Annotated in this window: 15 protein-coding genes, 1 tRNA gene and 1 riboswitch; of the genes, 3 read left to right on the forward strand and 13 right to left on the reverse strand. The window is 47.2% G+C overall.

What is annotated here, in order from left to right:
- Window positions 1-71 precede the first annotated feature (71 nt).
- Entirely contained in the window at window positions 72-827 is a 756-nt protein-coding gene (locus G6R28_RS05090; RefSeq protein WP_213793155.1) for an ABC transporter ATP-binding protein, read from the forward strand.
- A 1-nt stretch (window position 828) separates the two neighbouring features.
- Window positions 829-2,841, forward strand: a complete 2,013-nt coding sequence (locus tag G6R28_RS05095) for an FtsX-like permease family protein (RefSeq protein WP_213793156.1) — start codon at window positions 829-831, stop codon at window positions 2,839-2,841.
- A gap of 53 nt (window positions 2,842-2,894) precedes the next feature.
- On the opposite strand, the gene G6R28_RS05100 is transcribed toward G6R28_RS05095, so the two are convergent.
- The 3 genes from G6R28_RS05100 to trpS all read right to left on the reverse strand — a co-directional run bounded on the left by G6R28_RS05100 (window position 2,895) and on the right by trpS (window position 6,337).
- Window positions 2,895-4,337 (reverse strand): amino acid permease, encoded by a 1,443-nt coding sequence (locus tag G6R28_RS05100; protein WP_213793157.1) that lies wholly within the window; start codon window positions 4,335-4,337, stop codon window positions 2,895-2,897.
- A gap of 89 nt (window positions 4,338-4,426) precedes the next feature.
- A riboswitch (Lysine riboswitch) is annotated at window positions 4,427-4,598 on the reverse strand.
- 18 nt (window positions 4,599-4,616) lie between these two features.
- Complete coding sequence (locus tag G6R28_RS05105; RefSeq protein ID WP_213793158.1) at window positions 4,617-5,198, reverse strand: hypothetical protein; 582 nt, start codon at window positions 5,196-5,198, stop codon at window positions 4,617-4,619.
- A gap of 122 nt (window positions 5,199-5,320) precedes the next feature.
- Complete coding sequence (gene trpS / locus G6R28_RS05110) at window positions 5,321-6,337, reverse strand: tryptophan--tRNA ligase (RefSeq protein ID WP_213793159.1); 1,017 nt, start codon at window positions 6,335-6,337, stop codon at window positions 5,321-5,323.
- A 130-nt stretch (window positions 6,338-6,467) separates the two neighbouring features.
- Between trpS and G6R28_RS05115 the strand changes: the two genes are divergently transcribed.
- Entirely contained in the window at window positions 6,468-7,451 is a 984-nt protein-coding gene (locus tag G6R28_RS05115) for a ketopantoate reductase family protein (protein WP_213793160.1), read from the forward strand.
- Between the two features lie 154 nt (window positions 7,452-7,605).
- On the opposite strand, the gene G6R28_RS05120 is transcribed toward G6R28_RS05115, so the two are convergent.
- The 10 genes from G6R28_RS05120 to atpB form a co-directional block, all read right to left on the reverse strand.
- Window positions 7,606-7,677: transfer RNA gene (locus tag G6R28_RS05120), tRNA-Glu, on the reverse strand.
- Between the two features lie 95 nt (window positions 7,678-7,772).
- Complete coding sequence (locus G6R28_RS05125) at window positions 7,773-8,720, reverse strand: aggregation-promoting factor C-terminal-like domain-containing protein (RefSeq protein WP_213793161.1); 948 nt, start codon at window positions 8,718-8,720, stop codon at window positions 7,773-7,775.
- 160 nt (window positions 8,721-8,880) lie between these two features.
- Window positions 8,881-9,324, reverse strand: coding sequence for a F0F1 ATP synthase subunit epsilon (locus G6R28_RS05130; RefSeq protein ID WP_213793162.1), 444 nt, complete (start codon window positions 9,322-9,324; stop codon window positions 8,881-8,883).
- A gap of 11 nt (window positions 9,325-9,335) precedes the next feature.
- Window positions 9,336-10,736: a F0F1 ATP synthase subunit beta gene (gene atpD, locus G6R28_RS05135; RefSeq protein WP_213793163.1), complete on the reverse strand. Its 1,401-nt coding sequence runs from the start codon at window positions 10,734-10,736 to the stop codon at window positions 9,336-9,338.
- A gap of 48 nt (window positions 10,737-10,784) precedes the next feature.
- Complete coding sequence (locus tag G6R28_RS05140) at window positions 10,785-11,702, reverse strand: F0F1 ATP synthase subunit gamma (protein WP_213793164.1); 918 nt, start codon at window positions 11,700-11,702, stop codon at window positions 10,785-10,787.
- 11 nt (window positions 11,703-11,713) lie between these two features.
- On the reverse strand, window positions 11,714-13,231 hold the full coding sequence (gene atpA, locus G6R28_RS05145; RefSeq protein ID WP_213793165.1) for a F0F1 ATP synthase subunit alpha: 1,518 nt from the start codon (window positions 13,229-13,231) through the stop codon (window positions 11,714-11,716).
- A 12-nt stretch (window positions 13,232-13,243) separates the two neighbouring features.
- Complete coding sequence (atpH, locus tag G6R28_RS05150; RefSeq protein WP_213793166.1) at window positions 13,244-13,786, reverse strand: ATP synthase F1 subunit delta; 543 nt, start codon at window positions 13,784-13,786, stop codon at window positions 13,244-13,246.
- A 9-nt stretch (window positions 13,787-13,795) separates the two neighbouring features.
- A complete protein-coding gene (atpF, locus tag G6R28_RS05155; protein ID WP_213793167.1) occupies window positions 13,796-14,302 on the reverse strand; it encodes a F0F1 ATP synthase subunit B in 507 nt (168 codons plus the stop codon).
- Window positions 14,303-14,326: 24 nt separating this feature from the next.
- Entirely contained in the window at window positions 14,327-14,554 is a 228-nt protein-coding gene (gene atpE / locus G6R28_RS05160) for an ATP synthase F0 subunit C (protein WP_091503142.1), read from the reverse strand.
- 88 nt (window positions 14,555-14,642) lie between these two features.
- On the reverse strand, window positions 14,643-15,359 hold the full coding sequence (atpB, locus tag G6R28_RS05165; protein WP_213793168.1) for a F0F1 ATP synthase subunit A: 717 nt from the start codon (window positions 15,357-15,359) through the stop codon (window positions 14,643-14,645).
- Window positions 15,360-15,595 lie beyond the last annotated feature (236 nt).

Genomic DNA, 15,595 nt, shown 5'->3' on the forward strand with positions numbered 1-15,595 from the left:
CCCTGCTGTTAGCACGGGGGTCGTCCTTTTTAAGTTAAGCTAAGGATATCTTAGAAAATAAGGAGTCAAAAATGACACTATTATCCGTTAACCACTTGAAAAAAGAATACAAATCCAAGCGTTCGATTCAAAAAGTCCAGGCCCTAAAGGACGTTGACTTTCAGGTCAATGAGGGCGAATTCATTGCGATTATGGGCGAGTCTGGTTCAGGAAAGTCGACTTTGTTAAACTGTATCGCCACTTTGGACAAGCCAACAGCCGGTCACATTCTCCTAAAAGAAGATGATTTGGCCAACTTGAAAAACAAGGACCTAGCTGCCTTTCGACGGGATCACTTGGGCTTTGTCTTTCAGGACTTTAACTTGCTCGATACCTTGACCGTAAAGGACAACATTTATCTACCACTTGTTCTGGCAAAAAATACCAAGGGTAAGGAAGAAAAGCTAGCAGTACTTTCCAAGCAACTAGGCATCAGCGATTTGTTAGACAAGTACCCCTACGAATTATCCGGTGGTCAGCAACAACGTGTGGCCATTGGTCGCGCATTAATTACAAAACCCGAACTACTTCTCTGTGATGAGCCAACCGGTGCCTTGGATTCCAAGAATGCTGCTGATATTTTGAACCTTTTTGACAGTTGCCACCAAAACGGCCAAACCATCCTCATGGTGACCCACTCCTCCCTTTCGGCTTCACACGCTGGTCGCGTACTCTTTATCAAGGATGGACGCGTCTTCCACCAACTTTACCGCGGCGACAAGTCCGAACAAGAAATGCTTTTGGCCATCAACGATGCCATGACCAACTTGTTGGGAGGGCAGTCATAAGATGTTTCACTTCAAACTTGCCTTCGATTCACTTCGAAAAAACAAAGAAAGTTATCTGCCTTTCCTACTTGCCTCCTCGTCAGCCATTGCCCTGAACTTCCTCATGCAACTTTTGATCTACGCACCTGGTGTGAAGGGGCTAATGGCAGCCGAAATCGTCCGTCTCCTCTTGGTTCTCGGTCAGGTCATTATCGGTCTTTTGTCGATTGTCATCATGATTTACTCCTACTCCTTTTTAAATCGGGGGAAACAAAAGGAATTTGGTCTCTATAGCATTCTCGGAATGCAAAAAAAGAATTTGTTGAAAATCTCTTTCATCCAGCAGTTTCTCTCCTTTTGCATTAGCCTGATCATCGGACTCATTTCTGGATTTGTTTTTGCCAAAGTCATGATCATGCTTTTGATTAAGCTAATAGACGGAAGTTCTTTCAAGATGACCTTGTCCATCCCCGCTCTTCTCTTTACCGTCTTATTGTTCGCTTTAATCTTCATCATTTTGACGATTGTCGACACGATTGCCGTTTATCGCTCCAATACTTTGGATTTGATGAAGTCTGAAAAGAAAGTCGAAGGCCAACCAAAGAATCGCTGGATTCTGTTTCTACTTGGCTTTATCGCTCTTACGATCGGATACGGTCTATCTTTGACGGTGCCGACACCACTTAAGGCAGTCAAACAATTCTTTTTTGCAGCACTTTTGATTATCGTGGCCACGTACTTACTCTTCATTGCGGCGTCGACTTTGATATTGAAAACACTGCAAAAAAATCAGAGTTACTACTATCAGAGTAAGCACTTCATCACCGTTTCCAATATGCTATTTCGCATGAAGCAAAATGCGGTTGGATTGGCTTCCATCACGTTGTTGTCAACCATGACCTTAGTTGTGTCTCTAACAACCGCAACCATGTTCTTTGGGCGTTCCAATCTCATGAACGATCTCTTTCCAACGGATACGATCGTTCGAACAACAGGAAACAATCTCTCCCTGGCAGAAATTAAACAGTTGGCTAAAAAAGATTCTGTTTCAATCAAAAAGGCTTACGAAGTAACCACTTCAAATAATGAAACACTTCAATTGAACAAGTCCGGCAAGCTTTCAAAACCAAACACTTCTGAAAGCAGTCAGCTTCGCAACGTCGCCTTCATGAGTCAAGAAAATTATCAAAAACTGACTGGAAAGAAGATTCGCTTGTCAGACCAGCAAATCGCTTTGTTCCAAGGTGCTGGGAAAAACACTGCGGATAGTAACCTCTTCAAGACCCACTCTTTGGAGATGGATGGTCAGAATTACCAGATTACTAAAACTCTTGATTCGCTAAGCGGCTACCCTAAGGGAAGCAATCAGCTCTATCCGCAGCTAGTCATCATAACCGCTGATTCCGCCTATACGAAACTAGTCAACCAATTTGTCGATGTATCGGACCTTTCCTCTGCCTTTAGTACTCATGGACTTTCCCTTGGCTTTGCGCAAAAAGAAAGTCAGCAGTTCTACTTGGACATCACTGCTAAAGGGGCGCGGAAGAAGGCCTTCTATGAGAACATTAAGCAAAAGTCCCAGAACCCCTTCTTTGATTTGGAAGACAAAGAAGACAACCAAAAGATTGCTAACGCCCTCTATGGTGGCTTCTTCTTTATTGGAATTCTCTTCTCTTTGTCCTTTATCTTAGCGACAGGACTAATGATTTACTACAAGCAGATTTCTGAAGGAAAGGCCGATCAGAGCCAGTTTGAGATTTTACAAAAAGTCGGTATGTCCGAAGACGAAATAAAAAAGACAATCCGTTCACAGATTGTCTGGTTATTCGGATTACCAATTGTCGTCTCAATTGTGCACTTGGGATTTGCTTTCCCGATGATTCAAAAGCTGCTTCTCGCCTTTGCCGTACCCATGACCTCTGCCGTTTATTGGATAATGGCAGTAACCATCACCTTGATGGTGATCATCTACTTCTTGATTTACAAGTTAACCTCGCGCACCTACTTCAAGCAAGTAACTGCTTTTCGAGATTAAGCAAATAAAAAGCCGTTTCCTCCTTGCATAGAGGAAACGACTTTTTTAGTTTATTACTTACCCGAAAGGTCCACTTCTTCTAGCGGAATCACTTTCGTCTTCTTGGACCACTTGTAGCCCAAGTAAGGAATTACAAAGATTGGCACGGACAGGTAAGTCACGGCAATCTTATCCCATTGCCAGTTGGCAAAGGAGGCCGGATCCTGCAGGCAGACAACCAGCAAGGACATCAGCAAGGCAAAGATCGGGCCGAAGGGGAACCACTTTGCTTTGTAGACCAAGTCATCGACGTTGTAGCCCTGAGCCACGTAGGCCTTCCGGAAGCGTAGGTGGGCAATGGCAATCCCCATCCAGGCCAGAAAACCGGTCAAACCAGAAGCCGAAACCAACCAACCGTAAACAATGTTGCCACCCTTCATTTCGGAAGTGAAAGCAACCAGACCAACGGCCATGGTCAAGAGCAAAGAAGCCCAAGGAACACCGTTCTTTGTCAAGCGAGCAAAGATTTTTGGTGCCTGGCCCTTTTCAGCCAGTGAGTAGAGTGTACGCGTTGATGCGTAGGTTCCAGAATTAGCCGCTGACAAAACGGAAGTCAGGATAACCGCGTTCATCAAGGAAGCGGCAAAGGCGATGCCGGCGTTTTTAAAGACAATCGTGAATGGTGACATCAAAACGTTACCGGAATCCGCAGCGGACATCAAGCGGGGATCTTGGTAGTAAACCAAGGCAGAAATCACGAAGATGGCCCCGATGTAGAAGAGCAAGATTCGCCAAAAGACGGAGTGAATGGCCTTTGGCACGGACTTGCTTGGATCCTTTGCTTCACCGGCAGTAATTCCTATCAATTCCGTTCCTTGGAAGGAGAAGCCGGCCACAACAAAGACCGACAAGACACCCTGCCAACCGCCGACAAAGCCGTGCTGGCCAACGGACAGGTTCCGCATCACGTTGGTGTTTGAATGAATAATGCCAAAGATGGCCAAGACCCCGATGAAGAGGAAGAAACAGATGGTGATCACCTTGATCAAGGACAACCAGAATTCCGTTTCACCAAAGGTCCGGACGGAGAAGAGGTTAATCAGGAAAATCAAAACCAGAGCAATTGCCGAAAAGATCCAGGATGGCACTTGGGGCAACCAGAACTGGGCAACCAGTCCAACCGTCACCGTATCAACGGCCAGGGTGATGGCCCAGTTAAACCAGTAGTTCCAACCAAGGGCAAAGCCAAAGGCTGGATCAACGAAGCGGTTCCCATATTCTGCAAAGGAACCTGACGTTGGGGCAAAAGTCGCCATTTCACCAAGCGAAGTCATCAGGAAGTAAACCATAACCCCGATGGCCAAGTAAGCCAGGATGGCCCCAAAGGGACCAGCCTCTGAGACCGAAGCCCCAGAAGTCAAGAAGAGCCCAGTTCCAATCGACCCGCCCAAGGCAATCATTGAGACGTGTCTTGTTTGGAGCTGGTGTTGAATTGTATTACCACTTGTTTCTGCCATTTTGCAAAAACCTCCATTTTGTTTTTAACAAACAAAAAAATCGACCCTTTGTCCACACAAAGAGTCGATCTGTCATCACATTTGATAAATGATAGCAAAGCGCACCGTTTAAAAAACGACAGTCCGAGAAATCTTCTTCCCCGTCCCAAGCCTCTACTCCCCCGAGTAGAAACTTTCGGCAACCGCGCCTTTAACACCGGATCAAAGCCCTGGGTGGACTCCCCGGTGCGACTCATCTTGGTCGCAACCTCTTTGTTTGTTGACTTTAGATTAGCACAACTAAATTTTACCGTCAACACCAAAAAACTGTTGCCAGCGTTTGCCATTACGAATATAAAGTCCCGCCGTTAGGCGAAAGAAGTAGTAACCAAAGAGCGCAGCGCCAATAATGGTGGTGGTTGACAGGTCGTGTTCGACAATCGAAGCGGCCGCCAAGAAGAGCCAGAAGGCAATCAGCAAGGCCCCCAAGGTCTTCTTAAACCAAGCGGCCAAGTGCAGGCGGACAACGAGCACCTGTTGCACCTGGAAAAGGAAAAAGGACCAGAGAACGTTCCCAACCGGTGGCATCATCTGCAACATGACGGGTCCGTTATCCCAGTATAAGAAAGTCAGCAAAGACCATCCCCAGGAAAAGATAATCAAAATCGATGAAGAAGCCAGTACCCACCAAAAGCCGACTTTAAAGTTCAGGGCCCGCAAAAAGATGGCCCAGAGGATGGTCACGACCCAGGCCAGCCAAAAACTTTTCAAAAAGTAGGAGGGAATCAGCAGAAAACCAATCTTCGAACTCGCAATCGTTTGAATAATAATCGTCGAGCAGGCGTCTAAAAGTGTCAAAAAAGAGCTATTAAAACGCAGCATGGCGGACAAAACAATGAAAATTAACAGGGACAAAAATGGTAAATACCGCCTTCTTTTCAGTGGGTAAATCAATTAATTTGCGACCTTTCTTTCCAATCTGTCAATTAAGGTTAGGCAGCGTGTTAACCGAAGTAGTTAATCCCCATGGCGGCCCGAACCTGTTTCATGGTTGCTTCGGCCTTTTCGTTGGCCTTCTTTGAGCCTTCTTCGAGCATGGCCATGACGGCTGGCATATCTTTGGCGTATTCGGCCCGGCGTTCGCGAATTGGTGCCAATTCAGCCTCCATCACTTCCAAGAGGTGCTTTTTGAGCTTCATGTCACCCAAGCCACCCCGTTGATAGTGTTCTTTCAACTCAGCCACCCGCTTTTTATCGGGATCAAAAATGTCCAAGTAAGTGAACACCACGTTGCCTTCCACGTGTCCGGGGTCTTCCACACGGACGTGGGTTGGGTCGGTGTACATAGACTTGACTTTTTTAGCCAAAGTCTCGGCATCGTCTGACAAGTAAATCCCGTTGTTTAGAGACTTCGACATCTTGGCATTGCCGTCAATACCAGGCAAACGGCCCTGGCCCTTTGGTGGAAAGACCCCTTCGGGTTCGACCAAAATGTCCGTGTTGTAGGCGTGGTTGAAGGAACGCACCAATTCACGGGTTTGTTCAATCATGGGCTGCTGATCGTCACCGACCGGCACCTTCGTCGCCTTAAAGAGCGTGATGTCGGCGGCTTGGGAAACCGGATAAGTCAAGAATCCAGCGGGGATACTTTCCCCGAATTCCTTCTGCTTAATTTCCGTTTTGACCGTTGGGTTTCGTTCCAGACGGCCCAAAGAAACCAAGTTCATGTAAAACATGGTCAACTCTGCCAGAGCAGGGATTTGGGACTGTACGAAGATGGTCGACTTGCTTGGGTCGATACCAACCGCTAAGTAGTCCAAGGCCACTTCGACCAATGAACGCTGAATCTTTTCGGGATCGCGCGCGTTGTCAGTGAAGGCCTGTGTGTCGGCAATCATGATGTAGGGATCATAAATCCCCTCGTTTTGCATGGCCACCCGGTTCTTCAAAGAACCAATGTAGTGTCCAATGTGTAGCTTTCCAGTTGGCCGATCACCGGTCAGGTAAATTTCTTTTTCCATGTCAACGTCGTATCCTTTATTTTCTAACTCTTTCATTATAACGAATTGTTAAAAGTCTTGCAGGGTCGCTTTATTATTGGTATATTATTAAGAACAAATGATAAAACTTTAATCAAAAGGAGGTTCACGTATGAAATATGCAGTTGTTGGGGCAGGTGCCATGGGCTTGCGCTACGGTTTATTGCTCCAAGAAGTGGCTGGAAAAGACGTCGATTTTGTCGAACCAACGCAGGCCTCCGTTGATAAGATTAAAGCCCAGGGAAACTTGGTTTATCAATCACGAGACCACGAAGACAAGCATCCGGTGGCCGTGAATATTTATTCACCGGAAGAATATGAAGGCAATCCCGACGTTTGGATTTTCTTCATGAAGCAAATGCAGATGGAAGAGACTTTGAAGCGTATGGCGCCTCATTTCAAGGACCATCAAGTGGCCGTTGGTGCCATGAACGGGATGGGCCACATCGAAAAGTTGCAGTCTTACTTCAAGGATGAGAAGATCATCGGTGGAACGGCCATGATTGCCACGATTTTAAATGACTATGGCGATGTCGACTTTATCGGTAAGGCTAACACAGGTGCTTCTGCCTACTCAAATCGTGCCGGTATTGAAACGGAAGAAACCAAGGAAGTCATGAAGGACTTCCAAGCGGCCCACTTGAACCCAACTTATTCAAACAACTTTATGGGTACGTTGTTGACGAAGGTGTTCTTTAACGCCGTTGAAAACTCCATCGCGACGATGTTCCAGGCACGAATGGGAAACTTGCTCTCATACGACCAATTTGTTCCAACCATCGCTAAGCCCTTGGTTGACGAAGCCTACGATGCCGCTGACGCAGCTGGTATCACTTTGCTTGAAACTCGCGAAGAGATGTTGGTTCAAGTGGACTACGTTGCCCGCGAAGTTGTGCCTTTGCACTTCCCTTCCATGTACCAAGACTTTGTTAAGGGACGTCCAACAGAAGTGGATTACATTAATGGATGGATCGCCGACTTGGCTGAAGAACACGGTGTTGCTGCCCCAACGCAGCGCTTTATCACTGGTTTGGTTCACTTGGCCGAAGCCATGCGTGAATTCAACCCACCTGTTAACCAGTTGGCACAAAAGTAAAGCAGTAAAAAAACTCTCTTACGAGAGCTTTTTGTTGCATGATTGACCGAAGTTTTTATTCAAAAGCCCTTTCGAGGGCTTTTTCTTTTGGCCAAATTCGAAAAATGCAAACAAAAAAGGCTCTACACCAATAAATGATGTAGAACCTTTTTAGTAGCCCGTGAGAGAATCGAACTCTCGATTCCGCCGTGAAAGGGCAGCGTCTTAGCCACTTGACCAACGGGCCATGGTCAGTTGTTATTTGGTATTGCTATCAAACAACTATGTTAGTATAGCAAGGCGACGCTACCCTCGTCAATAGAAAAATCAAAAAAATTAATTTTAATACCAGTGGTACTGACGGTGGTGGGCCAAAGCGGCTTGTGCTGAACCATAACGGTCGGCAATGTATTGCTGCATGGCGTGCAACTGTGCTTGGTAATCCGTGCTATCCCCAATGCCGTATGCTTGACGCAGGCTTGGTGACAACTGTCCGATACCAAAGTAAATACCATTGCGGGCGTTGACGTTTCCGCCAGATTCCAGCATGATAATCGTCTGCAAGGCATCGTTTTCCGCGTTATCGTCACTTTGCGCTTGGCTGGCAGCTTGTTGTGCTTGTGCATCAGCCTGAGCCTGTGCTTGAGCAGCTGCTTGCGCTTGTGCCGCTGCCTGGGCGTCCGCTTGGGCCTGTGCATCTGCTTGAGCCTTTTGTTGTGCAGCTTGATCAGCTTGTGCTTGGGCAGCTGCTGCTGTTTGGGCGTCCGCTTGACTTTGAGCTGCGCCTGAATCGGCCTGAGCCTGTGAGTCAGCCCCGTTGTTTTGGTTCTCAGCGGTCGTAGCAGTTGTTGCGGCGGCCGTCTTCAAGACCTGACCAACGGACAGTTGGTTCACGTTTTGGATGTTGTTCCAAGAAGCCAAGTTAGCAACGGACGTGTTAAAACGCTGTGCCAAAGTCCACAAGTTATCACCAGACTTCACCGTGTAGGCGTTCGTGTTTGAAGCCCCCGTGGCTTGTGTCTCAGTTGTCGCTGTCGTTGTGGCTTGGTTCTTTGAAGTAGCCTGCCCGATTACCAGGTTTTCACCCGAATAAATCTGGTCGACGTTTTGGATGTTGTTATCCTTGGCCAGCTGTGCCACCGTTGTGTTGTACAACTTGGCAATGGCCGTCAACGTTTCCCCTGACTTAATCGTGTGTTGTTGTACCTGGTCGGCAGAAGCAGCTTGATGCCCAAGGGCAACCGAACCAGCCAAACCGGCAGCAAATAACAACTTATTTTTAATTGTCATATCGTATTCTCCTTTTCTATGACTCATTTCGGAAAATGGTCCACTCCCCGAAATTACTCTTACCTTTATCATACGCTTTCAAAGATTAAGTACCGATTAAATAAGGGATAAGAAAGTCTAAAGAAAAAAGAAGACTAGCTAAGCTAGTCTTCTTCCTAAATTAACGATTGCCTTGAACGGATCCCACGTGAATTCGGTTAATGGCCCGCATCAAAGCGACGTGCGCCATATCAATTTCGCGTTGGTTCTTCACTTCCTGTGCCTGTGCCAAACGGTCTTCCGCCCGCTTCTTCGCGTTTTGTGCACGGTTGATGTCTATATCATCCGCCACTTCAGCTGAATCAGCAATCACAGTCAACAGGTTGTTTGAAAATTCCGCCACACCGCCATTAACGGCAAGCGATCGCTTTTGATCGTCTTTTTTAACAATCATTTCATCAATGGCTAAAGCCGCCAAAATTGGTTCGTGGCCCGCCATGATTCCCAACTGGCCACCCTTAGTGTTAATAACCGCAATTTCAGCACCTGCTTGGTCATAAATTTGACCTTCAGGTGTCACGATTTTAACAGTGATACCAGTCTTTTCTTGTGTTTGTTCAGCCATGGATTACCCCCTTATTGGGCCATTGACTTCGCCTTGTCCACCACTTGTTCGATAGGACCAACGTTTCGGAAGGCATCTTCTGGCAGGTCATCATACTTACCAGCCAAGATTTCCTTGAATGAGCGAACCGTTTCAGCGATTGGGACGTATTCACCCTTTACACCAGTAAAGGTTTCGGCAACTGAGAATGGTTGTGAGAGGAAGAATTGAATACGACGGGCACGGTTAACCGTGACCTTCTCTTCATCTGACAATTCATCCATACCCAAGATGGCGATGATGTCTTGCAATTCGCGGTAGCGCTGAAGTGTCCGTTGTACCTCGGTTGCCACTTCGTAGTGGTCTTGTCCAACAACTTCAGGATCCAAAGCGGATGAAGTTGAGGCCAAAGGATCAACGGCAGGGTAAATACCTTGCTGCGTCAATGAACGTTCCAAGTTGGTCGTCGCATCCAAGTGGGCAAAAGTCGTGGCAGGAGCAGGGTCGGTATAATCATCGGCAGGCACGTAAACGGCCTGGATAGAAGTAACGGCACCCTTCTTCGTTGACGTAATTCGCTCTTGGAGCTTACCCATTTCAGAAGCCAAGGTTGGCTGGTAACCAACGGCTGAAGGAATACGTCCAAGCAAGGCAGAAACTTCAGATCCGGCCTGCGTGAATCGGTAGATGTTGTCGATGAAGAGCAAAACATCTTTTCCTTCGTTATCACGGAATGATTCGGCCATCGTCAAACCAGTCAAGGCAACACGCATACGTGCACCTGGTGGTTCGTTCATCTGACCATAAACCATGGCGGTTTGCTTCAAAACGCCAGATTCCTTCATTTCGTGGTACATGTCATTACCTTCTCGGGTACGTTCCCCGACACCAGTAAAGACTGAGATACCGTTGTGACCCTGGGCAATGTTGTGAATCAACTCTTGAATCAAAACGGTCTTACCAACACCGGCACCACCGAAAAGTCCAATCTTACCTCCACGAATGTATGGGGCCAGCAAATCAATGACCTTGATTCCGGTTTCCAAAACTTCTCGTGAGGTTGTTAATTCGTCATAAGCCGGTGCTGCCCGGTGAATTGGGTGGCGGTCCACTGAATCATCAATGGCTCCGGCGTTGTCAATCGGTTGGCCAAGGACGTTGAAGACACGGCCCAAAGTGGCGTCCCCAACGGGAACTTCAATTGGCTTACCAGTGTCTGTCACTTCCATACCGCGTTGCAACCCATCGGTTCCGTCCATGGCAATGGTCCGGACAACGCCGTTTCCCATCGCCAACGAAACTTCAATCGTCAGCGTTTTACCTTCCCCTAAATCAACCAACAAGGCGTTGTTGATTTCAGGAATTTCGACGCCTTCGTCAAAGGCCACATCAACGACTGGACCGATCACTTGTACGACTTTTCCAGTAGTCATGCTTGTTTCCTTTCTGTGTATACGGTGTCAAACACCGCCATCATATACTTATTCCAGTGCAACCATACCACCGGTAATTTCGGTGATTTCGGTCGTGATTTGCGATTGACGGGCCCGGTTATATTGCAAACCAAGCGTTGAAATCAAATCATCAGCAGAATCAGTTGCAGACGACATGGCCGTTGATGAAGCGGCGTGCTCGGCAGTTTTTGCATCGAGCAAGGCTTCAAAGACCAACGATTGAATGTACTGTGGCAAAACCACGTTCAAAACCGTCGTCGTATCTGGCTCCGAATCATAAGCGGAATTCGTTTGGAAGGACTGTTCACGTCCATCCGCGCCCTCTTCCACCCTGGCTTCCTCGACCACTTCCTTTGTCAAAGGCAGGAGCTGAACGTTTCGTTGGTCAGCCTGCAAACGGTTAACAAAGTGGTTATAAACCAAGTGAAGGGAGTCAAAAGCTTCTGATTCGTACAGGGAAATCACCGTTTTCAGGACTTGGCGAACCTCGTTAAAGGTTGGTACGTCCGAAATCCCGCGGTGATCCAAGGCAACGGTAAAGCCACGCTTCTTATAAAAGTCGGCCCCGTTACCCCCGATTGCCAAAATAACCGTATTGTCTGGGGTTAAGTTTTGTTCTTTCATCAAGGCGTTTGTCTTCTTGATGATATTGGCGTTATATGAACCGACCAAACCACGATCAGAAGTCACCAAGAGCAAACCAGTCTTTTTGATTGGTCGCTTGGCTACCATTGGTAAGTGGGAAGAATCAACGTTGTCCAAAACATGGGCTTCAATCAAGTGGGAAACCACCGCCTTTAAGCGGTAGGCATACTCGTGATAACCAGTCGTTGAACGTTGAATCTGACTCAACTTGGCCGTCGAGACCATTTGCATGGCCGAGGTAATCTGACGGGTCTTTTTCGTCGAGGCAATACGCCGTTTAATGTCTTGTAAAGAAGCCATCTTGCCTCCTTTTATTGATCAGCAGAAGAACCCGTGTAGCTGTCCTTAAAGGCCTTCACTGCTGCATCCATCTTATCGGTGTCAGGCAATTGCTTCGTTGAAACGATTTCGTCCAACAAAGCCTTTTGGCTGGCGTTCAAGTAGGCAATGAATTCCTCTTGGAAGTGTTGGATATCGGATACTTCAACATCATCCAAGAAGCCGTGTGTCAAAGCATAGAGAACAAAGACTTGGTGTTGAACAGCCATTGGCTTGTGCAATGGTTGCTTCAAGACTTCGACCGTTCGCTTACCACGGTTCAACTTAGCTTGCGTTGAGGCATCCAAGTCGGATCCGAACTGGGCAAACGATTCCAATTCACGGTATGAAGCCAGGTCCAGACGCAACGTTCCAGAAACCTTCTTCATTGCCTTGATTTGGGCGTCTCCTCCGACACGGGAAACAGAAGTTCCGGCATCGATGGCAGGACGAACACCCGCGTAGAACTGATCGGCATCCAAGAAGATCTGTCCATCGGTAATGGAAATCACGTTCGTTGGAATATAGGCCGAAACATCACCAGCCTGGGTTTCAATGATTGGCAAAGCCGTCATTGAACCACCACCCAGTTCGTCAGACAACTTGGCTGCACGTTCAAGCAAACGTGAGTGCAAGTAGAAGACGTCACCTGGGTAGGCTTCACGACCAGGCGGACGACGAAGAATCAAGGATATCTCACGGTATGCCGTTGCTTGCTTTGACAAATCATCAAAGACAATCAAGACGTGCTTACCGTTGTACATGAATTCTTCACCCATGGCAGCACCGGCATAGGGTGCCAAGTAAAGCAAGGCAGCTGCTTCAGCAGGCCCTGCGTTCACGACAATGGTGTAATCCATTGCGCCCATGCGCTTCAAAGTCTCAACCTGTTCACGAACCGTTGAATCCTTTTGACCAACCGCTACGTAAATAACGATCATGTCTTGATCCTTTTGGTTCAAGATTGTATCGATGGCAATTGATGTCTTTCCAGTCTTACGGTCTCCGATGATCAACTCACGCTGACCACGACCAATTGGAACAAGGGCATCAATCGCCTTGATTCCCGTTTGAAGGGGTTCGGAAACGGACTTACGAGCCATGACACCAGGTGCCTTGGCTTCGACAGGCCGTGTCTTTGTTGTGTTTAAGTCGCCTAAACCATCAATGGGTTGTCCCAAAGCGTTGACGACACGCCCGATCAATTCTTCACCAACTGGTACTTCCATTACGTGACCAGTTCGCTTAACTGTGTCCCCTTCACGAATACCGTCTGAGGAACCTAAAACAATGATTCCAACTTCGGATTCTTCCAGGTTTTGGACCATTCCGTACGCACCGTTGTTAAAGGTTACCAATTCACCGGAAAGGGCGTTTGCCAATCCCGTTGCACGTGCAACCCCATCACCGATGTAGGTAACGGTTCCAATTTCTTCTACAGTCAGCTTTGTGTCGAACTTTTCGAGCTGCTGCTTAATTAAAGCAGAAATTTCTTCAGCTTGAATCGCCATGTCTTTTCCTCACTAACCTAGTAACTCTGCCTGTAATTTGGCAATCTTTGTCTTCAGCGATCCGTCAATCAAAATTGACTTGGATTGCATGGACACGCCGGCCAACAAGTCGGGCAAAACCCGATAGCTTGCTTCGACCTTCTTGGCACCGCTTTGCTTTTGAAAGGCGTCTTCCAACCGCTTCTTCTGATCATCATCAACTGCCACGGCAGTTGTGATTGTCACGGATTGAATTCCTTGACGATCCTGATATAAATCAACGAAACGCTTTGAAACGTCTTCCAAGAGGGCGAAGTGATGGTGGCTTAACAAAATTTTCGTTAAGTTCACCACCGCTTGATCGGCACCCTTTGTTAACGTGTCCAATAAGGAGACTTGGTCTTCTTCTGAAATCGTTTGGGCGGATAGCAGGGCCGTTAATTTCGGTTCGCTTGCTACCACGTCGACAACGGTTTTCAAGTCAGCCAGTAGGCTGTCAAAAGAATCTTGGTCTTCGCCGTATGCCAAGAGCGCCTTGGCGTATTGGTCGACGACTTTTTCTTTCTTGTTAGCCATCTGTCCTCCTTACTGCTGACCTAATTCTGCCAAATAGGCATCGATTAAGGCCCGCTGATCATCCGCAGATAATTCTTTTTGAATCAACTTGGATGCAATTTGTACGGACAAGTCCGCCACGTCTTTTTTCGCCGTGTTCATTGCATCGTCCTTCATCTGAGCAGCATCTTCTTCGGCTGATTGGCGCATGCCAGCAACCTGCGTGTTTGCTGCTTGAATCAGGGAGTCGGATTGTTCCTTGGCGGATTTCTTCGCCGTCGCAATCAATTGGCTGGCCTGATCTTTTGATTGGGCCAGTTCCTTAACTCGTTGATCAACCAAGGATGCGGCGTCTTGACTCTTTTGAGCCGCCTCGTCCAAGTCCTTGTTAATCTTATCTGCTCGTTGGTCCAAAACCTGTGTTAAAGGTCCGTAGGCCACCTTCTTCAGGATGAGCATCAGTAGGAGGAAGGCGACGATAATAAAGACCATATCACCAAGTGGCATTGCCTTTGTCATAATTAATGTTTGCGCCATCTTCTATCTCCTCTAAAGGTCCTCTTACTTGTTGATCAAAGTAAAGGCCATACCAACAACGATGATTGGCAGGGCTTCGGCCAAGGCCAACCCAAGGAAGGCACGTGACAAAAGCTTTCCAGCCAATTCAGGCTGGCGAGACATACCGGCCAAAAACTGTGAGTACATCACACCAACACCGATACCACCACCAATGGCGGCTCCGGCGAAGGCGATTCCAGCTGCAATGACACCTAAGTTCTGTAAATCCATTTGCTTTCTCCTTTAAATACGAAAGAGCTTTCTTCTTTACTATTGGATGATAACGGTCCCCCGCGTCTGCAAGATCAGCAGTCAGTTCCTATTCTTCACCCGACAACTGGGCCGTGAAGACAGCCGTCAACATCACGAAGACGTAGGCCTGGATCCCACCGATCAATAATGAGAAGGCCTGCCAGGCCATTTCAAGCGGCAAGGCGGCAATCCAGCCGAAGCCGTGTAATGAAAAGGCCATGCTTGCCAACAAGTTCAACATCAGCTCACCCGCAAAGATGTTTCCAAAGAGTCGCAGTGCCAGCGTCAAGAAGTTGGTCACTTGTTCGACTACGTTTAGCGGAAACATCGCTGCGTATGGCTTCAAAAACATGTTCTTCAGATAGCCACCAAAACCAAGCGTTTTAATTCCGGTTGCGTGGGCTAGCGTCAAGGACATGATAGCCAAACTAAAGGCGATGAGTGGATCAGCCGTTGGCGATTTAATCAAGGTGACGTCAGAGGCGTTCTTCACCTGAAGAAGGAGGCCCATTTCGTTTGAAACGACCAAGAACAAGAACAGGGTAAAGCCGTAAAGCCCAAACTGACGAGCGAGATTATTCGGCAACTGGTCGCCCAAGATTCCTCTTATAAAGTCCAAAACGTATTCAATGACGTTTTGACCACGACTCGGCCGAATGGCCACTTTCCGTGTGAGAAAGACTGCCAACAAGACAACAACGGTCATCGCCAGTAAAGTCGAAAGCACTGTTGTCCAGGTGAAAGTCAAACCCAGGAAAGAAAAGGTTGATGTCGCTTCATCCATCGGTTTTCTCCTTTCTGCATGTTTCTATTTTGACGCAAGACATCATCTTCTACCTCAAAATATACCCCCAATAATACGCCCACTATTTTCTAAATACAAGTGATTTTGTGCTTATTTCACAACAAAAAAGGGAAGATTTTTTTCTTCTGCCTTTTTATGCAACAGAAACGAATTTCTGTTGTTGAAATGCCATAAAAAGGCTTTATTAAGCCTTTTATAACAATAAAATTAAAATT

This window comes from Fructobacillus papyrifericola (genome assembly GCF_018437235.1).
Taxonomy (GTDB): Bacteria; Bacillota; Bacilli; order Lactobacillales; family Lactobacillaceae; genus Fructobacillus; species Fructobacillus papyrifericola.